Here is a 22,167-nt window from a genome sequence, read left to right as displayed (position 1 = left end):
TCTGATAAAGAGCGTTTTTTCTTTTGATTAAAACATTATGCCAAAATGGCATAATTGAAAACCTAAAAAAGAAGCCAAAAAAATAACCCTCTCAGGCTTAGGCAATATTAGAAAAGGCGTTTTTTGAATAACTTGTTATCAAGTTTATAGAAATTAAGGCACGACAAAAAAGACTATCTAAGCAATATTTTTTGCGATAGACGAGGGCTTCTCAAACAGATAATATTCAACCATTTCAGACCCTAAAATAGGCTTGTCATTTTCATCAGTTCCCAAGAAAATCTTCCGTTCATAAGCTGATTTTCTCCCTTGCTGATAGCCTTTCAAAAGCTCTATTTCATCGATACTCTGATTGTTCATGTAAATGACTTGAGGTCTCTTCAAGTTAGTAGAAGCAAAATAATCCTTTTGTTTGAAGGTTTCAACCCCTTTTTTGAAGAGTTCTTCAAGGTCTGCTTCAGCACTAGCAAAAGCCTTTGCCATGTATTTGGTTACATAGCGAGCCACGGCAGAGCCGTTCATTCCTCGGATGTTGTTGAGATAAACAAAACCATTATCCCAAAGATTTTGTAGCCTTTCTTTCGGGATATATGGACAGTTAAAGAAGACCACATGAAAATGAATGCGTCCTTTTTTGGTATACTCAATAACACCGATGTAACGAACATCAGCCCTTTTTGCTTTTCTTTCTTGATAATTGAAACGCTTAATGAATTTTTTAAACTCATTCATTGCTACTTCTCTATCTGTCACATGTTCAGCAAAAGTCAAAGTAACAAACTTCGTCCAGTTTGGTCTGAAGTTAGCAGAAATTAACCGCATAACGTCAATGCGTTTTTGCTTCAAATTCTTCTTTTTTCGCTCGATACTATCCAACTTTTCAAGGTCAGAGAGTTCAGAAAATGACCGATTTTAAGAGGCCGTGATATTAAGCAATATGGTTATGATTTTGCTGGTTTATATCTAATTTGTACATTTCCATCAAAGCATTATGATATTGATAACTTTCCTGCTGTTAGAGATTATTTATTAAATTTTGATAAAAGAAAATTAGAACAATCTGGCACTAAAGATATAGATGGGATCAGAGGGAACAATGCTCGCAAAAAGACAAATAACAAATGGTTTGAAACACAAGACAGTATAGCATATTGGGACGATTTTAATAAACCGAAACTTGCTTGGAACAGAATTGCAAATCAAAAGATCTTTGGAATCGTCCCAGAAGGCATTTATATCCAAGATAGCATGCATTTTATTACAGGTGACCATATTGAATATCTGTCTGCTGTACTTAATTCTTCATTATTTTGTTGGCTAATGAATACAATTGTTGGAGAATCTGCTGGGGGCAATGCTGGAAATGCTAACAATGTTAAGAATTTACCGATAATACAACCTACAAGCGAAATAGAGCATAAAATAATAGAATATTTAAGAAATAACGATATTGATTATATTGATAAACTAATTTTTCAAATTTATTCACTAAACAAAGAAGAAATCCAATTTATTTCATCTTCATCAAAGTTATAAAGTTCATAAATTTCTTCATCTGTTACAGCGCGGTCTTTTACAATTTGAGGTATTGGGATTCTTTCGAAAAATATTTTACTTAACTCTTTTGTTCCACCTTGTAAATCTGGAAAATAGTCTTTAAAACAAACTTTAAAAACCTTAGAATTTAAAAAACTTGTCAAGTAAATCAGCTTCTCACCTGTCAGGATAAAACATTTTTGATTTACCATGAATCCTTCATTATCAAGGTAGAATGGCAAAAATTTTGTCATGTTGGGATAAACAATTTTCGGTTTATTAAAATCGTCCCAATAATTTGCTCCCCAACGTTGCAATGCGTACCACTCGTAGCGTATCCCAGTTTCCGATTTATTCCGTTCAGATAGCTGTTCTTTGAATAATAAAAGGTGGTTATATACTGCTGGATATTTTAATTCAAACAACCTTTCTGCTTCGTTAGATGCACCTTGAATGGAACTATCATTATGTAAAGGAAAATGCCAAGGAATATATATAAGATATAATTCGGCAAATTCGTAACCGAATTTCTTGATATCCCTGCCTCTTAAAATCGGTCGTATTATTTCAGCTGTTCTCAACCTCTCATCCTCTGTTTGGCAATTATTTAAAATTTCCTCGCGTTTAGATTTACTAATGATGAAAGCCTCGTTATAACCTGTTTTTATCCCATAGTTTATTGAAATATTCCAATCTTTTAGTGGTGTGCCAACAGCTTCTATTTTTGATTTAATGGATTGCTCTATTGGGGTTAAAATAATCCAACTTTCATCCTTCTTATAAGAAATGGGAATTTCCCATTGCTCAATATAATCGCTCCTTTATAGAAAGCAGGTTTTTACTATGATTTACGGTTATATTAGAGTAAGTACTGATAAGCAAACAGTAGAGAATCAACGTTTTGAAATTGAGGAGTTTGCTCAAAAAAGAAATATAACAATTGATGAATGGACATCAGAAATAATCAGCGGGACAAAAAAAGCAGATGAGCGTCTATTAGGTGTTTTACTTGAACGTTTGGAAAAAGGGGATATTCTAATCATCAGTGAGCTTTCTAGGTTGGGGAGAAATTTATTACAAATCATGTCCATTCTTAACGATTTAATGGAGAAAGAAATTACGTTATATACAGTTAAAGAAGGGTATGAGTTAGGAAATAATATAAATTCAAAAGTTTTAGCATTTGCTTTTGGTTTATCGGCTGAAATAGAAAGAAATTTAATTTCTCAACGAACCAAGGAGGCCTTAGCAAGAAAAAGAGCTGAGGGAGTTGTATTGGGGAGACCAAAGGGGCTGGCAAAAATCACAACCTATAAATTATATCCGTACAAAAAAGACATTATCAACATGCGGCAAGAAGGTTTGTCTTTAAATAAAATAGCGCGTTTTTATGAGGTAAATCGAGCAACAGTTTCAAAATTTATTAAACGACTAGAAAAGGAGAATTATGGCGATTGATAACTATATTCCTAAAGTGGGAGAGGCTAATAGGATAGATAATTCACCAGGGAAAACCATGAGGGGGGCAATCGGTGGCTTACTTGAAGACAGTGGAGTTGTTCGGATTGCAAGTGGCTATTTTCGATTAAGTGGCGTTGTTGAGTTGGAAGAAGATTTGAGAAGGTTCTTTGCTCGGTCAGAAAAAAATAAAATCCAACTTTTAATAAGCAACCAATATGATAATAAAAATACTGATACACGTAAACTGTTAGGTATTGCAGAAAAGATGTCGAAATATAGTACAGAATCTTTTAAACTTGACAATAAATTCTATCAAGAAGTAGTTCAATGGATCTCGTCAGATAGATTAGAGGTTAAAATTTTTGTGGATTCAAAATTTTATGAAACACACTCTAAAAATGACATTGCTTTTTTGCATGGAAAAGCCTACCTTTTTTCACATAACTTTAAAGATAGACGAGGAGATGTTCTAATTGGGTCTTCCAACTTCACCTATGGTGGATTGGTTGAAAATAGAGAACTAAATATCTTTTCTCAGGATTCATTTCCACCAATAAAGGATTGGTTTGATGAAATGTGGGAAAACTACTCAGAAAAGTATTCAGAGGAGCTACTAGCCCAGTTTGAGGAGCAGAAAGAGCAGTATTCAACACCAAAAATTACATACACCCCTATTGAGTATTTTTATTGGAATTTAGGAAAGTATTTTGGTGAAAAGGCACCTGAATCATTAATTTCTCGAATCAAAGAGATTGAAGGCGGTTTACCGTACCCTAGACATAATGATGGGAACAAGTATTTTGTACATCAGCTTAAAGGGATTCAACACGTATATACTCGACTCAATGAATTTGATACGCAAATCTTAGCAGATGGAGTAGGGTTGGGGAAGACGTTGGAAGCTGCTACGATCATTAAACTGTATTTGCAAGATTTGCAATTAGCGAGTGATAAACGAAAGGTCCTTATTCTGGCGAATGATCGCCTGAGAGAACAATGGATAGCAGAGTTGAATAATGTTAAGGCTGACTTATCGTTTATAGATATCACTACGCGTCAGAAGTTCACGGTTCTAAACGATGAAAATTTAGAAATATACGCGGCAACATATGCCTTAGTCGTTATTGATGAAGCCCATGAAGGTTTTTTAAGAAAAAATAACAGGGCATATCAAAATATGCAAAAATTGGTTAAATTAAGTCGGCAGTCACAAGGCCGTACTCTGAGAGGATTGCTGTTGACAGCGACGCCTTGGAATAATTCACGGGAGGATGTTATTCGTCTTGGTTTGTTATTACTCAATATTCAAAAGGTACCTCAAGAACGTCAGTATTATTCTTATCTTATAAATGATAGGGAAAAGTTATTGTATGATGTGAAGGATAGCGGTAATTATAATCAAAAAGCGTATATTGAATTTTGGAAGGATCTATTCCATCAGAGAACTCGTACAAGTTTAGCTAATGAAAGCTTTCTTTCTGATCGATATCCTAAAAGAGATTTTCCGCTTGAGAATGGTGATGAACCTTTTACAATGACATATTCTCCAAAGGTCTCAGCTGCACTCAATGAAATACTAGAGAGACTTATTGATTTAAAACTTCCTTATCAAGATACTGTTTGGCAATATTTCGGTCCAAATGCAGAAAGTAATGTGATTATGAGGCAACGTTTTCAACTGCTCCGTAGAGCTGATTCTAGTAATGCTGCATTTGGAAAGAGCTTAGAGAACATAAAGAGTAAACTAGAATATTTTGAAAAAGATATTTTAAAACTGAAGACAGAAAACCTCTCTTTTATTAAGAAATTTTTTTATGAAAAAGTTAATTCTGATTATGCTGAAGAGTACTCATCGAATGAGGAAGGCTTTGATTTTAGCAGTGAATTTAATCAGATGGATCTAGGTTTGAATAAAGCTCAGAAAGACCGTATTAATTACATTGATGAAAAACTATCAGAAAAGACGCTTGATTCTTATTTGGATCAAATGCTTAGTGATACGGAAAACGATATTAATAGCTTAGACGAGATATTAGAACAGTGGTATATTGTTTCTAAAAATGATGAGAAACAAAAGGTGATAGTAACTCAGATTAAAGAGATACTGTCTGCTGGAGATAAAGTTCTCATTTTTTCAGAGTTTTCAGATACAGTAGATAATTATTTTAGAGCAATGCTAGATGAACCAGAGATTGTTAGCGCTGGAATTGGTATGGTTCGTGGAGGAGCGAGCCGTATTAATTTTGATGATCGTTCTAAAGAGGAAGTATTAGGTTGTTTTTCTCCTCAGTCTAAGTCTTATGAGTTAGTCGAGGAAGAAGAAATTTCAGTTTTGATTGGTACAGATGCTATTTCCACAGGTCAAAATTTACAAGACGCTAATCATATCATTACAATAGAGCTGCCATATAATCCGATGAGGTTAGAGCAACGCATAGGCCGTATTGACAGACCCAAACTAAGTGGGGAAAACAGAATCTCTGTTTATGCCTTTCCTTCTGAAGAAGTTATCAGCGCAGAACTGAAGTTATCTGAAAGGTTTGAAAATAAAGCTAAGGGGGCCACAACGGATACAGAGGGAGACTTTAAATTACCATTTGTAAATAAGGGTCAATATAAAGGGATCATGTGGGAGGATACCGCTTCAGAAAGCCGTATTCTAGAGGAAGAATATGGATTAATTGCATTTGTATCCGAGACGGAAGCACGTGAACGTGTTTTTGATTTTTATCAAAATTATGGAGAATTTTGTGAAGATGAACAAGTATTTGCTTATTTTCCATATTCTTTTGGAAATTCCGAGCAATCATTGCTTTTATATACAGCAGAATTACAAGATATTAATCAACATTCAATCATGGTAACTGCCCCAAATTTATGGGATTTAACTAACAATAAGGCTTTATCTTTTGTAGAGGTTGAACACCTAGTAAGAAGTTTGTTACAAAAAGACTTAAGTGTAGATGAGCAAAAAGCACAACAATTAATAGAGAGAACAACTAGTAAGTATGCTAACGTTATTGGTGATTTAGTTGAATGTCATAATCATAATTTAAAGAGTGTTTCTAAGCTAGAAATTCAACCTGCCTTTATTTCGAAATTGAGAGAAGTGTTATTAAGAGGAGCTAAAAAAGACTATCGTGATAATATTCTAAGTCAAAGAGTAGATGCGAAACGACTAAAAAAAATTATAGATTCTTTAAGTAATCGGGGATTTAGTAAAGAACAAAATGATTTTTTGAAGTTGCTACGTGATAAAGATGGTGATATAAGTAGTAAACATGTTTATGAAAATATTTGGACTAACCTAAGTAGATTTATTACTTTGTTTGATGGAGAAATGATTGATCAGTATAATCAAAGTGAGAGTAGACTTAACAGTAAGGCAAATAAAGATTTTTCTAAAATAAATGTAATCGCTTCTGTAATTGGAAATACTAAATTATAGATTCAAGCCGTGGTGTTAGTTGACATAAAATACACTAAAAAGCCCAAATAGACTATACTGTAAGTGACGAAACAAACAGAGGTTAAAGTCTAAATGAGCCACTTACGGTGTACCGCTAAATCTCATCATTTACAATGGAATATGGGGTAATTATCAAAAAATTGTCATCAACTTTATCGTGAATATTGAAAAGGCGACACTTTTCTGTTCAATTTTATAAAGTATTTTTGTTAAGCGATTGCTCTTCTAGCTATTGGTGTTTGGTAGTTGAGACTGCTGTGAATGCGATGGTGATTCCACCAGTGAACGTAGTTTTTGGTCTTAAGGATTAGCTCTTCCAGTGAATGGAAGATGCCAAATTTCAAGTTGAAGTTAGCCATTTTGTAAAAACTCTTTAGGAGATTTTGTACCGCACCCCAAAAGTTAGACATGCTTTATCCTAGAAAAAGGAAAAGTGCCAAGAAGAAAGTCAGTACTAACTTTAAACCTGCTGGTAAATCTATCGAAGAGCGACCTGAGGTTATCAATCTTTACTTGGAAAATGGACATTATGAAATTGGTGCAGTTCTATTAACCAAAATGAAAAATCATTGCCTTTTAGTCTTAACCGACCGATGGAGTAGACTCCAAATCATACATCTAATCCCAAATAAAACCACTGAATCTGTCAATTTGATACTTAGGTTAATCTTGAGCAAATATCATATTCTGTCTATTATTTCAGATAACAGAACAGAGTTCAACTCCTTGGCTAATAACCACTTTCTTACTTTTTACAAACCCGCTTTTCTTCTTTGAGAAATCTGATAACAGTATCCTTTAACTCCTCAAAATCACCTTGAAACGTAGCGATCTCAATTGTCTTTTCTAATCCATCGCTTAATGAGAGATTTGACTGAAAACCATTTATTGCTAGAAACATATGTAAAGCAAGCACTGCAGTTCGCTTGTTGGCGTTCTTAAATGGGTGTTTCTTGATTAGGTTTATCCAGATAATGGCAGCCTTACTATAAATGTCGGGATAGAGTATTTTTCCAAAAATCTCTTGTTTTGGCTGCTCAACAATCATCTGCAGGCTATTTGGATCAGCTATCCCAACGGGCTCCTTTGGGGAATATTTTCCAATAACCATAACATTGATTTTGATAATGTCTTCAGCGGATAGGTATTTCATTTATCTACTAGCTCTTTCAATAATTCATCGTATTGGCTCATAGCTTTTTCTAACTCTTTATCAAAATCAAATGTTGGCTCAGCTTTACGAATAATGATGTTATTTCCAGAGGTGACGAATTCGATTTCTTCACCGATTTCAGCACCAAGCGCTTCTTTTATAGCGTTTGGGATAGTGATAACAGTGCTGTTACCTGTTTTTCGTAGCAGAACATTCATTGTATTTACCTCCTATGTTTGTAAATACATTATACATGATATATACAAAAATTAAAAGTGAATACTTTGGGGTGGTGCATTTTCTAGAATCAAGAGTAAGGTAAACTTTTATATTTTCTGGTTCGATTTTGCTTATTTTGCTTGAAAATTTACCTTATTTTGATGAAATTAGTTGAAATTGGATGAAATTTTGAGTTTTGAAAATCCGTAAAAACGTTGGTTTTAAAAGCTTTTGAAATTGGTTGAAATAAAAGATGTCCCAATCAGGTCTTAAGAAAGTACATAAAGCAAGTCAATTGAGTAAACGTTAGTCTGTTTGTTCGGGTTATCAATAACTCAAGTACTTCTTGATTTCGGGAAGTGTTTTTTGTCTAAATTGACGAAATAGTTGATATAGCTGTTGCGACTTTAGTCGCTTACAGATACGGTTATACAGAAAACAAAGTTTTTGTGCCTCAAAACGTTAATATCCAGTTATATCAACGCTTCAAAGCATTCAAGAGTTCACCTCATGGGTGCTTTTTTGTGCACTTTTTTTAAAAACTCGCCTCAAAATTCACCTTATTTTTACCTTATTGCTTCAAAGAGTTTAAAGCGAATTCTCCAACAGCCATTGGAATGACATTAGAGGTATTGACATAAATTTAGGTTATCAAACTGTCGCTAAGAGTCAGATACCTATTCAGTTTCCCTTTAATTTCTCAAAGTCGTTGAAAAGACAAGCTTATTTCAATAACCTTAGTATGTGCACAGAATATCAATCAATCGGGAGTACATCAAATGAACTATTATTTTCAATTTTTTGAAACTAACTTGTATGTTAATCAGATATTTCCAAATGAATAGAGAAAATCTTCTAAAATTTTGATTATTTCCGATAGATTGAAAATAATTCACGAGTGTGCTATACTATTTTTGAGGTGAAGCGAATGAAATTGGTTGACAGAACAATATATCTAGACTTTTTAAGACGGCATAAAGACCGTCAAGTGATAAAGGTTATTAGTGGTGTCAGGCGATCTGGGAAATCTATATTATTTCAATTATTTAGAGAGGAACTCTTGGCATCTGGGATTCCTAACCATCAGATAATCGTTTTGAACTTTGAAGATTTAAGATTTTACGATTTGCGAGATTTTCGCAAGTTGAATGATTACATTGAAGAGCGTTTAGTGTCTGAAGATACTTACTATGTTTTTTTAGATGAGATTCAGCATGTTCCACAATTTGAGTTGGTGGCGGATAGTTTATTTATCAAGCCCAATGTTGACTTATATTTAACAGGATCTAATGCGTATTTTATGAGTGGTCAGTTAGCAACTAATTTGACAGGACGCTATGTAGAACTTGAGGTTCTTCCACTATCCTTTAGTGAGTATATCTCAGGAGTGCGTGATGAAGATTCCCTAAAATCTAAGGCTGAGCTGTTTAATGACTATTTATTTAGTGCTTTTCCTTATCTTTTGCAGACAAAAAGTTACCAAGAGAAGATTGAGTATTTACAAGGTATTTATCATTCGATTCTCTTAAATGACGTTGTTGCAAGAGCAGGGACACCTAGTCCTGACTTATTAGAGCGCTTGGTACGAACCATTTTGAGTAGTATAGGTAGCCAAGTGTCAACGAATAAACTTCGAAATACTTTAGTCAGCCAAGGTGTTAAGATTGCGAATGGAACGCTTGAAAATTACTTAGATGTTTTGACGGATAGTCTTCTTTTTTACTCTGTCCCTCGTTTTGATGTTAAGGGGAGACAACTTTTACAACGATTAGAAAAGTATTATGTTGTTGACTTGGGATTTAGACGATTACTATTGCCTGATCACCAAGAAGATTTAGGACATATACTTGAAAATTTAGTCTATCTAGAATTGAGAAGACGTTTTTCAAAAGTCTATATCGGTAATATTGGGAAGTATGAGGTTGATTTTGTTGTCGTGACAGACCAAGGGACCTATGAATATTATCAGGTTAGTGAAACAACTCTTGCACCTGAAACATTGGAACGTGAACTGCGTCCTTTTCATAGTATTAACGACCAATATCCTAAATACCTTTTGACTTTGGATGTTATCCAACCTACAGCTAATTACGAGGGGATTCAGAAAAAAAACATCATTGACTGGCTCTTGGAAGGTAGGGAAGGAAAATAAGGGCCCCTTGCCCATAAGGTAGGTTTACATAGATTACATCAGAGTATTGATGTTTGGTGATTGATTGGAAATTCATAGTCTAGAGAAGTCGCCAACTATTGTAGCATCTATATTGAGTTTTTACTGAGATTGTTCAGATGAATGATCTCATCCAACCTATCTTCATTTATTAATAGTCTGGTGTGAGTTTTTTTGTATTAGAACCTGTGTTCACAGTTTAGCACTTCTCTCTAAGGCTAGTTTTTGAGCTATTCATCATTAGTTTTTTTTTCAAAATACAGTCAGTATTCTCTCACCCCCCTGCCTTGATTAGCGAAAAAACTATTTCTTATCTATAAGCACCTCGTTTGTGAATGTAGGTTCTTAGTTAACTCAATTCACGTAGTTTGGTAGCAAAACTCACGCTATTCAAATAAAATGAGTTGAAATGGAATGAAATTTCAAGCTTTAAAACTTTAGGAAACGCCGGTTTTAGGTTTTTTCAAAAATGATTCAAACAAAGGATGCTAAAATCACGGCAAACGCAAAGAAAATTCTGTCTCATGGTTTGTCGTGAATTGATTTGCATTTTGTTGACAAGGTTGGTATTTTTTCCTATAATAAAGGGGAAAACGCAGACAGAGAAGCCGCCAGGCTTTTTTATAATGCAATAAGGAGGAAATTATGTTAGATTCATTTGATAAGGGCTGGTTTGTCCTTCAAACTTACTCGGGTTACGAAAATAAGGTTAAGGAAAACCTTTTGCAGCGCGCTCAAACTTATAACATGCTTGATAATATCTTGCGCGTGGAAATTCCGACACAAACGGTTAATGTTGAGAAAAATGGAAAAACCAAGGAAATCGAAGAAAATCGTTTTCCGGGTTATGTTTTGGTGGAAATGGTCATGACTGATGAAGCGTGGTTTGTTGTCCGTAATACACCTAATGTTACTGGTTTCGTTGGTTCACATGGTAACCGATCTAAACCGACACCGCTCTTGGAAGAAGAGATTCGCTCTATTCTCATCTCAATGGGGCAAACAGTTGATGTCTTTGATACTAACATTAAAGTTGGTGATGTGGTGCAAATCATTGATGGTGCCTTTATGGGACAAGAAGGCCGTGTCGTTGAAATTGAAAACAACAAGGTTAAAATCATGATTAACATGTTTGGTACAGAAACACAAGCTGAACTTGAATTGTACCAAATTGCTGAATTGTAACCAATAAGCTACCTATGTAAATCAATCAATGTTGATAAGATTGTGAAGTAGCTGTAGTACCTTAAAGATATAATAAATAATTTTAAAATCAACAGACCTTTTACCATGGTGCCAGTTTATCTGAAATGGTAGCAAGTGTGCAGTTCCTTATATTTGTTTGAAGTAACAAAGCATAACGTTTGGAAAATAAAGAAAAATATCATTTTTAACAAAAATGTTACAATTAGAAAACAAAAAGAAATATTAAAAACTAAGAAAAAGAGTATAATAACCTTATATAAAAAGAAATGGAGATTATCTAAATGGCACAAATTAAGTTAACGCCGGAAGAACTTCGCTCACAAGCGCAAAGCTACACAGAAGGTGCAAATTCTGTTCGTGATGTCTTGACACGTCTGACTAATACTCAGGCTGAAATTGACGCTAACTGGGACGGTAACGCTTTTGACAGCTTTGAACAGCAATTTAATGAATTATCACCTAAAGTAAGCCAATTTGCGGATCTTTTGGATGAGATTAATGCGCAATTGAATTCTGTTGCTGCTACGCTTGAAGATACTGATGCTCAAATTGCATCACAAATTGGATTCCGTTAATTTTTAATAATTAAAAGGCTAGAATGTAGCAGGGCAGGTGCTTAACTGCTCTGCTATTTTTTGAGAAGTAGAAATGAATAAGTTTATAAAATATATGGCTAGTATAGCCGGTGTTGCAGTGTTATTAGGTGCTATTGTTAGTTTGAATGTTGCTGTTCAAAAGAATAATGACACAGCCTCAACAGAGTTGAAAAGCCAGAAAGCTACGCGTCTAGATGTTGCTATTGTTAATGAAGATAGAATGGCTTTTGTAGGAAATACGGGCTACAATCTTGGGGCAAGTTATATTAAAAATATTGAACGAGATGACAGTCAAAATTGGTCGGTCGTTAGTCGTGGGACAGCTGAAAACGGGCTCAAAACGAACAAGTATCAACTAATGGTTGTCATCCCTAATGATTTCTCTTCAAAGATTTTAGACTTGAATAGTCTAGCGGTAGAACGTACTATTATTAGCTATAAGGTCAATGCTGATGGTAATCAACAAATTGAGACGGAAGCCAATAAGGTTGGTAAGGATATTGTTTCCGATTTGAATAACCAGTTGGTTGATATGTACATGGCTAGTATTTTGGGAAATCTCTACACGGCTCAACAGAATGTAAAGGCATTAACTGAACAAGAATCAAGCAATGTTTCGTTTTATCAAACCAATTTATTGGGAGTAGCTAAAGGTTTCGAAGATAATTTTCCATCATTAGTAACAACTACAAATGGTAGCTTAGCAGCAAATGATAATTTAACCAAATCACTCTCAGATTTTTCTAATTTGTACAAGGAAATGTCAACTTCTCAGGAGACACTTGGTTCTGATTTGAATAAGCTAATCGAAAAACGTTCCCAAGATGCGTTGAGTTATGAGGAGTTTGTTAATGCTTTAATATCAATGGATGATGACTTGCTGAAAATTGAGTTGACATCATTGACGGAAGAATTACAAAAATCACAGGAATCCTTGAGTGCAGCGATTGATTCATTAGGCACTACTGCCTCAGAAGATAATCAAGCAAATAATGAAATTAAAAAAATGGGTGACCAGATTGAGCATCTTCGACAGGCAGTGACAGATTCTAGTGATGAAACAAGAATCAGTGAATTCGCTCAAAAGGAAGTTGAAGAGTATTTTGGCAGTGAAAAGGTAACGATTGCTGATCTTCTTGGGAAGACGAGTGATAACCCAGAAAAAGATTACCCTACTACTTCAGTAGATGCTTATAGGAAAAATGTTGATGACATGATTCAAGCAGCTATTAATAAATTACCAGCTATTGATAGCAAAGGAATTGCTGCTATCGCAGCTAACATGACTGTCATTGATTCCAATGCCGCAGATTCAATGCTAAACTTTAATATTGACTTAGCTAAACATTATGACAATGATGAGTATCATAGCCATAAAACCGATTTGGGAAATGAACTAGCTAACGCAAAATCAAATTTAGAAACTGCTGAAACTGATTTGAATAATAAGATATCAAGTATCGCAGTTGCGACCTCTTCGACAGCTTCAACAAATAGTCCAACAACAATTTCTGTCGAAGTTACTGGTGTCGGTGTGGATGCTGCGACATCAGACGTAACAGCTAATTTGCTCCTTAATATTCCAGAAAGTCTTGTTCTAGATAAATGGACCTACAATGGAACAGAATATACTAATAAGCAAGCTAATAATGTTATCTTGAAAGATTCATCATCTGCGGATGATACGATTACTATCACTTATCATAAAAAAGAGGAAACAACTTCCTCAACAACGGTTTCCATTTCTACAGATGATGTGACTCCTTTAAAAGATAATGTTGCAGCCTATGCTCAAAAAGTTCAGGAAATTAAAGATGTTTATGAAAATGCCCAAAATCTTTTGAACGCTTATTATCAAGATAAAGATGGGAATGTCACAGACAAGAGCATCACGGATAGTTTCTTTGAACAAACCGTTACCGGCCTTGTTACAGATTTTCTAGTTGATGGAATTAACAATAATTTGGAAACTCCTACGAAAGATTTAATTAGTGATATTGATGAACTTGAAAAACAAAAAACTAGTTTAGAAAATCAGCTGATTGAAATTCAAAATACCAATCAAACCTTAGTAGAAGATATCAACAAAAAAATTGAAGAAGTCAAAGCTGTTCAAGATAAAGTGAGTGCTGTTAAGGAAAAGGAAAATACCTCATCAACTGCGACTAAAGAGAGTGACTCTAAGATGTCTGACTTAAACTCTAGCTTGACTAAGTTATTGTCAGCAACATCAGAACTCAAATCTACATCAGATTCTAATGCTAATGAGGCTGGGCAAGTTAAAGAACTGTTTACTTCCTTTAACCAAGATATTGAAACTGCTCAGAAGAACAGCAAGAAACTGTCCACGGACGCTGATGATTTGATGGCTGAGTTTAAAAAAGAGTTAGACAACAGTGGTAATTTTTCAACAGCCTTCTCTAAAGTTCTTTCAAACGCTTATAAAGATGGTGTTGCAAATAACGAAATTTTGGACTTTTTGTCTAATCCTGTCACAGAATCATCGTCTTCAGTAAAAGCAAGTATCAACACTTATCGACCTTTCACGTGGATTCTTTTGCTTGAGGTAGTTAGTCTTTTTACAGCTTATATTTTCACAACCTACAATCTCATGAAGAGAGTCAAAGATAAGTTTAGAGCGGTTGATCGTTTGCATGATACAGATGTGCTTAACGTGGCTATTATCTCAGTTTTGGCTATAATTACGGGTGTGGTCATTGGTTCGATTTCAGCTTCTAAATTATCAGTTGAAAAAGATTTGATGCCATCATGGGTTCTTGTTGTGACACTGTTTAGCCTTATCTTGATGCAAGGGCATTACTTCTTGTTCAAAAATCTTAAGGCACTTGGAATGGGTCTAAGTCTCTTTATGACTATTAGCTTTGTTTATTTGTCAAATGCTATTGGAACAACGGCAACGCTTAAAGGGCTTCCAGCTTTTCTGAAGAAAATCAATGTTCTGTCTATCTTGGAAACAGCATTGTCAAACTACTTTGATAGTCGTGCGGCTAGCCTGAGTTTAATCATTTTGTCAGTTCTTGTTGTGATTGCTCTGATCTTTGTCAATGTTTTCTTTACCCTGAATTGGCAAAATTGGATAAAAGGGAATGCAGAAGCAGAGGCATAATATGAAAAAATATTTGGTCGTTCTTATGATGGTTTGTGCCTTTATTCCAACCCTTGTGCTTGCTGATGATAGCATCAAGGATAATAGTCTACATATTGACAGCAATCGTTTGGAGGAAAAAACGACTGATTCCAACCAGCCATTTAATCTTGATCCAACCCTTTTTTCGGCTGAAACTAACAAAATCTTGAAAAAGATGGAAAGTGATAAGGCTAGAAGTTTTAATCGGCAACAAGAACAGCTATTCTCCCAAACGAGCAAAAAAAGTACTGATGTAAATCAAGTAAAGAAACTTTTTGGGACAACAGCTAAATCTGGTCAGTATGTGACAAAAGTAGATACAGATATTGGTACGACTAGCCAAACAGGTAAGAGTGGGCTTGTGGCGATTCTTTATGGAGTCGTTTGCTTTCTCTTGCTCTGTGGGGCTAGTTTTGCTACTTTTATGGTTGGTAAGAAAGAGGAAATTTAAGTGGAAAATCATATTAATGTTAGCCTCGTTTTTCAAGGAAAACCGAGAGATGTCCGTATCCCTATTAAGATTGAAGTGCGCAAGTTAATCAAGGAATTTGATAAGATTTATGGGAATAGTGATATCAGACGAAAATACCAGCTACGAGTGGTGAATAAGGGCCTCCTTTTGGATGAGGGCAAGGTCTTGGCTGACTACCCTGTGACAACAGGAGATGTTATTAAAGTAGAGGAGATTTAGTGAGTGAGTGAAGTAGTACTAACCTTTTCGGGACAAGGATTTCATTATGATAAGGAGTTAGACCACTGGGCGCTTAGTCTGAAGCGTTCGGATGTGGCAACTCAAGAGATAGATCAGTTGCGTGTACTCAATTTGCATCATCCTATGTTTTTAGAACAGGAGATGAACTTTGATGATGATCAAGTGACTTTTAATTACCAGTTAGAAGAGGATGGACTGACTTTAGCAGCTGTCAAGGCACGAACCATGTCAGAGCAATTACGTTTGGCGCTGAATGTTCTAGACTTGGAAGAGTGTTTGAGACTTCCTGTGACATTTTTCCTCCACCCAGAGAACATTTTTATCACCAAGAATCAGTGTTTGAAAATAGCTTATCGAGCTGTTCCAGAAATCATGACACCTCAATCTATGGATGAGGAGGAATTTCTCAAACAGGTTAAGTGTTATATTATCACTATTTTTACAGATTATCAGTTTAGCGATTTATATGATGGCTCTTTAGATGTGGTTGAACTTCCTCGCTTTCTAGATGATATTCGTAAATTGAATAGTGTAGCAGAAGTTAGGGAAAGCCTATTAACATTTTATCGTGAAAAACTTGAAGAAGAATCCGCAACTTTGGCGATTGTCAAAAAGGCGGGGTATAAGCTGTTCAAATATGCTTCTATCTGGTTGGGGGCACTAGTTCTCGTTCTGGCTATTCCTTTGATTTATCTGGTTTTCAACCGAACCCCTTTCCAAGAGCGTATGCTGGCAGCAGATACGGCCTTTATCAAGGTGGACTATTCTGGCGTTATTGATAAGCTGAAAAATGTCAAAGTGGATGCTCTGCCATATACCCAAAAGTATGAGCTGGCTTACGCCTACATCAAGAATCTTGGCTTTTCTGAGGATAAGGAAGAAGTCATAATGAACAATGTGACACTCAAAACAGAAGACCTCTATCTGGAATATTGGATTGAAGTCGGTCGTGGGGAAAATAGCAAAGCTTTGGACATTGCCAAACGTCTGGATGACTCAGATCTTATCCTATATGCCCTAGCAATGGAGATTGAACGTGTCCGTGATGACGATAGTCTGTCTGGTAGTGAGCGTGAAGAGCAGCTAGACAAGCTACAAAGTAGTTATAATAAGTACTGGAAAGATCGTGATGAAGCTCTGACAGATGCCTCTGGTAAAACAGATAGTACGGCTTCTTCCGACGTTTCTACAACAGAAAGTAGCAGTACAGAAACAACATCATCAACTAAGAACTAAGGAATCTGCTAATGAGTAACTATTTAGCTATTTATAAAGACGATTTGCGCTACGAATTGGCGCTCTCTCCTGAGCGAGACTATGTGCTAGCTAACACCGAGAAAGCCTCACTCTATATTGATGGTCTGAACATTCCACTTCATCTGTCCTTAAAAGAAGGTGTTATTACCTATGCTTATGAGGAAGAAACAGGTCAACTCAGTGATGGTCAAAAAGTCGCTGGTCTAACTTTCTATCTGATGGAGGGAGAGTCATTAATTTATGACTTGTTGGACAAGCAGGAATTATTGCTTGGTAAACAGTCCAAGAGTGATATTTATATCGCTGATGCTGCCTTTAGCCTCCTTTTGCAAAAGCAAGAAGACAGGTGGTTGATGACACTTCTGTCGGGGAATATTTTCCTCAATAATCTTGCCCTATCTGAGACAAGTCTCTCTTTAGACTTAGGTGCTGAGCTGAGCTATCATGGCATTACATTTAAAATCTTTCCAGATGAAATCTGGGTGATGGGAAAGGTGAAGGTGTCTCAAGGTCTGGCACAGAAGACCACTTCACGCTACGGTTTCTACGGAGAATATCCCGATTATCATCGTTCTCCTCGGATTATTTATCGGAGTTCAGAGGACAAGATTCAGATTAATGCTCCTTCAGCGGAACCTAAGAAGCCAGAAAATGGTCTTTTACGGATGATCGTGCCTCCATTGGTCATGCTTGCGGTCATGCTTTTGATTTCACTTGTCCAACCTCGAGGGATCTATATCCTCATGATGGCGGCTATGTCAGTGACAACGGTCATCTTTTCAGTGACAACTTATATCAAAAATCGTAAAACATACAAGCAGGATTTAAAGGATCGCATAGATTCATACAAACGTTATGTCATGGACAAGTCTATGGAGCTTAATGAGTTGGCGCAAGATCAAAAGAAAGGTCAATTGTATCACTACCCAGCTATTGAGACTCTGGATAAGTTATCAGCTAGTTACAATCATCGGATTTATGAGAAAACACCTTTGCACTTTGACTTTCTTCACTACCGTCTAGGTCTAGGGAAGGTACCCACCACCTATGAGCTCCGCTATTCTCAAACGGAGCGCAGTGGGCAGACTGACCCGCTGGAAGCTGAGGGCTATCAACTTTATATGCAAAATCGCACCATTGATAAGATGCCCATCGTGGCTAATCTGGCCCATGGTCCTGTTGGTTACATCGGACCTCGTCCCTTGGTCATCGAGCAATTGCAGCTCATGGTGAATCAGCTGGCTTTCTTCCACTCTTATCATGATGTACAATTCATTACCATCATGCCTGAAGAGGAATTATCACAATGGGAATGGCTACGCTGGTTGCCGCATGCTACTTTGCAAGAGATGAATGTTCGTGGTTTTGTCTATAATCAACGCACGCGTGATCAGGTGTTGAATTCACTCAATCAAATCCTCAAACTGCGCAAGAATCAGCTGGATGACAAATCCGCCAAAGAAAGTCTGCTCTTCTCACCTCACTATGTAGTGTTGGTAACGGATGAAAAGCTGATTTTGGACCATGTCATCATGGAATTTTTCAGTGAAGATCCTACTGAGCTTGGTTGCTCGGTCATCTTTGTGGAGGATGTCTTGTCCAGTCTGTCTGAAAACATCAAGACCATTATCAATATCAAGGATAGAAATGTTGGACAACTGGTCATTGAGGAGGGTGAGCTAAGAGAAACGGACTTTGCCTTAGATCATTTCCCAGAGGCCTATGACAAGGAGAGTCTGGCTCGTCGTTTGGCGCCGCTCAATCACTTGCAAAACCTTAAGTCCTCTATTCCTGACAGCGTGACCTTTATGGAAATGTACCATGCCGAAGACTTCAAAGACTTGCACGTTCAAGAGCGCTGGGCAGAACATGCACCGTATAAGTCCTTGGCGGTGCCATTGGGTCTTCGTGGTCAAGATGATATTGTCTATCTTAACCTACACGAAAAAGCGCATGGGCCTCACGGTCTGATTGCTGGGACGACGGGTTCTGGGAAGTCAGAGCTGATTCAGTCTTATATTTTGAGCCTAGCGGTTAATTTCCACCCGTATGATGTGGCTTTCTTGCTCATTGACTACAAGGGTGGTGGGATGGCCAATCTCTTTAAAGAGTTGCCACACTTGCTGGGAACCATTACCAACTTGGATGGTGCCCAGTCCATGCGGGCTTTGGTGTCCATCAATGCCGAACTCAAACGTCGCCAACGTCTCTTTGCCAAGTACGATGTCAATCACATTAATCAGTATCAGAAGAAATACAAGCTGGGTGAAGTGGAAGAGCCCATGCCTCACCTCTTCCTGATTTCGGATGAATTTGCGGAGTTGAAACAAAATCAGCCAGACTTTATGACGGAGTTGGTTTCAACAGCTCGTATTGGACGGTCCTTGGGGATTCACCTGATACTAGCCACTCAAAAGCCGACGGGTGTTGTCAATGACCAAATCTGGTCCAACTCTCGTTTCAAGATTGCCTTGAAAGTGGCGGATCGTCAAGATTCGAACGAAATGTTGCACACACCTGATGCAGCAGAGATTACCCAAACGGGGCGTGCCTACCTCCAAGTCGGTAACAACGAAGTCTATGAACTCTTCCAAAGTGCTTGGTCAGGGGCGGACTACCAACCTGATAAGGACGACCAAGGCATCGAAGACCATACCATCTATGCCATCAATGCTCTGGGGCAATACGATATCCTCAATGAAGACTTGTCTGGGCTTGAGGATGTGGATGACATTCGCCAAGTGCCAAGTGAGCTGGATGCCATTGTCACTAACATCCATAATCTAGTGGACGACCTGCACATTCAGCCCTTGCCACAACCCTGGTTACCGCCGCTTAAGAAGGCGATTTATGTGCAAGACCTCCGAACAGAAGACTTCAAAGTGCTATGGCAGAAGAGTCATCAGGGTAGCCTGAGCGCTATCTTTGGGATGGTGGATTTGCCAAGCCAACAGGCTCAAGAAGTCATCAGCCATGACTTTGATAAGGACGGGAACTTGGTGCTTTATTCTGCTCCAGGGATGGGGAAATCAACTTTCTTACAAACACTGGTTATGGATCTGGCTCGTCAGAATACTCCCGACCTTATGCATTTCTACCTCTTTGATTTCGGGACAAATGGTCTCCTCCCGCTTCGGAAACTGCCCCATGTGGCCGATAGTTTTATGATGGAAGATAGTGAAAAACTGACAAAATTCATGCTTCGGATGCAGGAAGAAGTCGCTCTTCGTAAGAAGCTCTTTAGTCGTTATGGTGTATCCAATATCGGTCTTTACCGACAAATGAGTGGGGAAGGCTTACCACAGATTATCATTGTCATTGATAGTTATGATGGGATCAAGGAAGCCGAGCTTGGAGAGCAGCTAGAAGCCACTTTCCAAACGCTTTTACGAGATGGCACGGGACTGGGGATTAATGTGGTCATGACAGCAGGGCGTATGGGAGCGCTCAAATCAGCCCTGCAAGCTAACTTGAAGACACGCCTGACGTTGAAACTGACCGATGATAATGATGTCAGAACCTTGATTGGTCGTCATGAGTATGTTTTAGAGGACATTCCGGGACGTGGTTTGATGAAGTTGGAGCAACCCGAAGTCTTCCAAGTGGCTCTTCCAGCTAGAGGAGGAGAAGCCTTCCAAATCATCCAAGCCATTCAAGAGGAGGCTCAAGACATGGATAAAGCTTGGACAGGTGACCGTCCTAAAGCCATTCCAATTGTACCAGAGAAGCTTAGCATGGAAGACTTCATGGCCAAGGCTAGTGTACAGGAAGCTATAGAAAATGGTGAGTTACCACTAGGATTGGATGTGATGAGAGTTGAGAGTGTGTCAATACCGATGGCTGGATTCAAACACCTCGCTTATATCTCAGATAATGAGGAGTCGCTAATTGTTATCACAAGGCATCTCGTTCGAGCGATTAATCATATGGCTTCAAGACCGCGTCTCATGTTAATTGATTCAACTGGACAGTATGATTCATTATCAAATCAAGTTAGAACCTATGTTTCAACGTTAGCTGAGTTACCCGTTCTTGCGGATCAGTTGATTGAGGAATACAAGATGAGACAAGCATTATCAGATGAAAAAAGGGAACCATGGTTCATTATTATCCCAAGTCTTCAAACTTTCTTAATGCAATCTAATCTTTCTACAGCAGATTGGAATACATTATTTAACGCGGGATATCAAGTTGGTCTGTTCTTTATTTTAGGGGATCACTACCAATACCTTGGTGTTACCAGTGAAGCCAACGCTAAGAAAGTTAGGACAGAAGCTCAGTGGTTTATTTTGGGCATGCGTCTCGTTGATCAGAATTTCTTAGATAAAGTGTATAATAGTAAAGAACCAACATTGGATAGCGATGAGATTTATCTACATGATAGAAGACATTATGAAAAACTTAAAATTACAGTGTAAAGGAAGAATTTAGATGACAATTCAGAGTAATTCATCGGCAGCTTCTCAGGCTGCAAGTCAAATTTCAACGGGTGCTTCAGGCATTACCAATGTTACTAGTGGTACAAAGGATGGTGACAGTGTCTATAACGGGAACAATGATGCGTCAACCTATATTGATAAAGAGTCTACCTACAGTGGTCAAATCGCAGGTCAGTTAACACAGTTTGTTTCATTGGTTCATTCTATGGCTAGTGAATTTGAGGCGACCGATGCTAGAATGAGTAACTCTATTCAGTCGAAAACAGCGATATTCCAGCAAACGGAATCAGGTATCTATTCTGGAGAGACCTTACCGTATACTAACTATTTTCAGTAAGGAGGCTATTGTTGGATAATAAAAGTTACGACGAATTGCTTTATGAAGAAAAAAAGTACCAACAAAAGTTGGAAGAGTTAGCTAGCCAGCGTAAGAAAGACCTTCTTTTTGAGGAAGAAGTGATGGAAAATGCGCGGATATCTCAGTCATGTCTAACTGATCTCACCTACTCTACTCTTTCATCTGATGACTATGCCAAGTTGATGGAAAACATCGATTTAGTGAGTCAGCTAATGAAGCAATTAGATGGTCATTTTCAAGAGAAGGCAGAGACTTATCGTAAAGCAAGGGCAGCACTGGAAGACCGCATAGAAGATTTAGCAGTATCTAAGAGTCGTCTATTAGCAGAGACAGATAAGACAGTTAAAGGAGGAATAGATGGTAAAAGTTAATGCAGGAAGTTTATCCACAATGGCCAGCACGGTATCGAATGCCTCAGCTAGCCGTTCGAGTGCCCTCAGTCA

General features: G+C 37.3%; 16 protein-coding genes and 3 pseudogenes. 14 read left to right on the top strand and 5 right to left on the bottom strand.

All coding sequences use genetic code 11. The annotated features are described in order from the left end of the window. Positions 1 to 177: 177 nt before the first annotated feature. Positions 178 to 846: a rolling circle replication-associated protein gene (locus tag A3I7_RS12645; protein ID WP_018376102.1), complete on the bottom strand. Its 669-nt coding sequence runs from the start codon at positions 844 to 846 to the stop codon at positions 178 to 180. 63 nt (positions 847 to 909) lie between these two features. On the opposite strand from A3I7_RS12645, the gene A3I7_RS12640 reads away from it, so the two are divergent. Continuing rightward, positions 910 to 1,536, top strand: coding sequence for a TaqI-like C-terminal specificity domain-containing protein (locus A3I7_RS12640; protein ID WP_083907224.1), 627 nt, complete (start codon positions 910 to 912; stop codon positions 1,534 to 1,536). Here the strand turns inward: A3I7_RS12640 and A3I7_RS0107120 are convergent. Continuing rightward, positions 1,482 to 2,354, bottom strand: a pseudogene (locus tag A3I7_RS0107120) (TaqI-like C-terminal specificity domain-containing protein); the annotation flags it as partial. The gene A3I7_RS12640 and the pseudogene A3I7_RS0107120 sit on opposite strands and share 55 nt — an antisense overlap. Positions 2,355 to 2,379: 25 nt before the next feature. Between A3I7_RS0107120 and A3I7_RS0107115 the strand changes: the two are divergent. Together A3I7_RS0107115 and A3I7_RS0107110 are read left to right on the top strand one after the other, a co-directional pair. Next, positions 2,380 to 2,994, top strand: a complete 615-nt coding sequence (locus A3I7_RS0107115) for a master DNA invertase Mpi family serine-type recombinase (protein WP_018376099.1) — start codon at positions 2,380 to 2,382, stop codon at positions 2,992 to 2,994. Then, positions 2,984 to 6,445, top strand: coding sequence for a helicase-related protein (locus A3I7_RS0107110; RefSeq protein ID WP_018376098.1), 3,462 nt, complete (start codon positions 2,984 to 2,986; stop codon positions 6,443 to 6,445). Before A3I7_RS0107115 ends, A3I7_RS0107110 begins: the two co-directional genes overlap by 11 nt. 230 nt (positions 6,446 to 6,675) lie before the next feature. Here A3I7_RS0107110 and A3I7_RS14950 read toward each other — a convergent pair. Continuing rightward, a pseudogene (locus A3I7_RS14950) lies at positions 6,676 to 6,795 on the bottom strand (IS3 family transposase); the annotation flags it as partial. Between the two features lie 70 nt (positions 6,796 to 6,865). Between A3I7_RS14950 and A3I7_RS0107100 the strand changes: the two are divergent. Beyond that, a pseudogene (locus A3I7_RS0107100) lies at positions 6,866 to 7,198 on the top strand (transposase family protein); the annotation flags it as partial. 13 nt (positions 7,199 to 7,211) lie between these two features. On the opposite strand, the gene A3I7_RS0107095 reads toward A3I7_RS0107100, so the two are convergent. Both A3I7_RS0107095 and A3I7_RS0107090 read right to left on the bottom strand, forming a co-directional pair. After that, entirely contained in the window at positions 7,212 to 7,619 is a 408-nt protein-coding gene (locus A3I7_RS0107095) for a type II toxin-antitoxin system death-on-curing family toxin (RefSeq protein ID WP_018376095.1), read from the bottom strand. Next, positions 7,616 to 7,837: an AbrB/MazE/SpoVT family DNA-binding domain-containing protein gene (locus A3I7_RS0107090; protein WP_018376094.1), complete on the bottom strand. Its 222-nt coding sequence runs from the start codon at positions 7,835 to 7,837 to the stop codon at positions 7,616 to 7,618. The genes A3I7_RS0107095 and A3I7_RS0107090 overlap by 4 nt, the downstream gene beginning before the upstream one ends. A 929-nt stretch (positions 7,838 to 8,766) precedes the next feature. On the opposite strand from A3I7_RS0107090, the gene A3I7_RS0107085 reads away from it, so the two are divergent. From A3I7_RS0107085 to A3I7_RS0107040, 10 genes are all read left to right on the top strand, one after another. After that, the gene (locus A3I7_RS0107085; protein ID WP_018376093.1) at positions 8,767 to 9,990 is read left to right on the top strand and encodes an ATP-binding protein; all 1,224 of its coding nucleotides are present in this window, start codon (positions 8,767 to 8,769) and stop codon (positions 9,988 to 9,990) included. A gap of 663 nt (positions 9,991 to 10,653) precedes the next feature. After that, positions 10,654 to 11,193, top strand: a complete 540-nt coding sequence (nusG, locus tag A3I7_RS0107080; protein ID WP_018376092.1) for a transcription termination/antitermination protein NusG — start codon at positions 10,654 to 10,656, stop codon at positions 11,191 to 11,193. Between the two features lie 302 nt (positions 11,194 to 11,495). Next, positions 11,496 to 11,789 (top strand): WXG100 family type VII secretion target, encoded by a 294-nt coding sequence (locus tag A3I7_RS0107075; RefSeq protein ID WP_018376091.1) that lies wholly within the window; start codon positions 11,496 to 11,498, stop codon positions 11,787 to 11,789. Positions 11,790 to 11,862: 73 nt separating this feature from the next. Continuing rightward, positions 11,863 to 14,937 carry a type VII secretion protein EsaA gene (gene esaA / locus A3I7_RS0107070; protein WP_018376090.1) on the top strand — a complete coding sequence of 1,025 codons (3,075 nt, stop codon included), beginning with the start codon at positions 11,863 to 11,865 and terminating at the stop codon, positions 14,935 to 14,937. Position 14,938: 1 nt separating this feature from the next. Next, positions 14,939 to 15,409: a type VII secretion protein EssA gene (essA, locus tag A3I7_RS0107065; protein ID WP_018376089.1), complete on the top strand. Its 471-nt coding sequence runs from the start codon at positions 14,939 to 14,941 to the stop codon at positions 15,407 to 15,409. Continuing rightward, the gene (locus tag A3I7_RS0107060; protein WP_018376088.1) at positions 15,410 to 15,649 is read left to right on the top strand and encodes an EsaB/YukD family protein; all 240 of its coding nucleotides are present in this window, start codon (positions 15,410 to 15,412) and stop codon (positions 15,647 to 15,649) included. Between the two features lie 3 nt (positions 15,650 to 15,652). Further along, the gene (gene essB, locus A3I7_RS0107055; protein WP_018376087.1) at positions 15,653 to 16,906 is read left to right on the top strand and encodes a type VII secretion protein EssB; all 1,254 of its coding nucleotides are present in this window, start codon (positions 15,653 to 15,655) and stop codon (positions 16,904 to 16,906) included. Between the two features lie 11 nt (positions 16,907 to 16,917). Next, entirely contained in the window at positions 16,918 to 21,345 is a 4,428-nt protein-coding gene (gene essC, locus A3I7_RS0107050; RefSeq protein ID WP_018376086.1) for a type VII secretion protein EssC, read from the top strand. A gap of 13 nt (positions 21,346 to 21,358) precedes the next feature. Then, complete coding sequence (locus A3I7_RS0107045; RefSeq protein WP_018376085.1) at positions 21,359 to 21,703, top strand: TIGR04197 family type VII secretion effector; 345 nt, start codon at positions 21,359 to 21,361, stop codon at positions 21,701 to 21,703. Positions 21,704 to 21,714: 11 nt separating this feature from the next. Beyond that, positions 21,715 to 22,095 carry a hypothetical protein gene (locus A3I7_RS0107040; RefSeq protein WP_018376084.1) on the top strand — a complete coding sequence of 127 codons (381 nt, stop codon included), beginning with the start codon at positions 21,715 to 21,717 and terminating at the stop codon, positions 22,093 to 22,095. The last annotated feature ends 72 nt before the right edge of the window (positions 22,096 to 22,167 follow it).

Source organism: Streptococcus orisratti DSM 15617 (genome assembly GCF_000380105.1).
In the GTDB taxonomy this organism is placed as follows: Bacteria; Bacillota; Bacilli; order Lactobacillales; family Streptococcaceae; genus Streptococcus; species Streptococcus orisratti.
Note: the sequence above shows the minus strand (reverse complement) of the source record. Positions and strands in the feature narration are given on the sequence as shown.

What these genes read in the sequence shown, in the direction of transcription:
- A3I7_RS0107115 (WP_018376099.1), top strand. Translation starts at nt 2,380, where the DNA reads ATGATTTACGGTTATATTAGAGTAAGTACTGATAAGCAAACAGTAGAG.
- A3I7_RS0107110 (WP_018376098.1), top strand. Translation starts at nt 2,984, where the DNA reads ATGGCGATTGATAACTATATTCCTAAAGTGGGAGAGGCTAATAGGATA.
- A3I7_RS0107095 (WP_018376095.1), bottom strand. Translation starts at nt 7,619, where the DNA reads ATGAAATACCTATCCGCTGAAGACATTATCAAAATCAATGTTATGGTT.
- A3I7_RS0107090 (WP_018376094.1), bottom strand. Translation starts at nt 7,837, where the DNA reads ATGAATGTTCTGCTACGAAAAACAGGTAACAGCACTGTTATCACTATC.
- A3I7_RS0107085 (WP_018376093.1), top strand. Translation starts at nt 8,767, where the DNA reads ATGAAATTGGTTGACAGAACAATATATCTAGACTTTTTAAGACGGCAT.
- nusG (WP_018376092.1), top strand. Translation starts at nt 10,654, where the DNA reads ATGTTAGATTCATTTGATAAGGGCTGGTTTGTCCTTCAAACTTACTCG.
- A3I7_RS0107075 (WP_018376091.1), top strand. Translation starts at nt 11,496, where the DNA reads ATGGCACAAATTAAGTTAACGCCGGAAGAACTTCGCTCACAAGCGCAA.
- esaA (WP_018376090.1), top strand. Translation starts at nt 11,863, where the DNA reads ATGAATAAGTTTATAAAATATATGGCTAGTATAGCCGGTGTTGCAGTG.
- essA (WP_018376089.1), top strand. Translation starts at nt 14,939, where the DNA reads ATGAAAAAATATTTGGTCGTTCTTATGATGGTTTGTGCCTTTATTCCA.
- essC (WP_018376086.1), top strand. Translation starts at nt 16,918, where the DNA reads ATGAGTAACTATTTAGCTATTTATAAAGACGATTTGCGCTACGAATTG.
- A3I7_RS0107045 (WP_018376085.1), top strand. Translation starts at nt 21,359, where the DNA reads ATGACAATTCAGAGTAATTCATCGGCAGCTTCTCAGGCTGCAAGTCAA.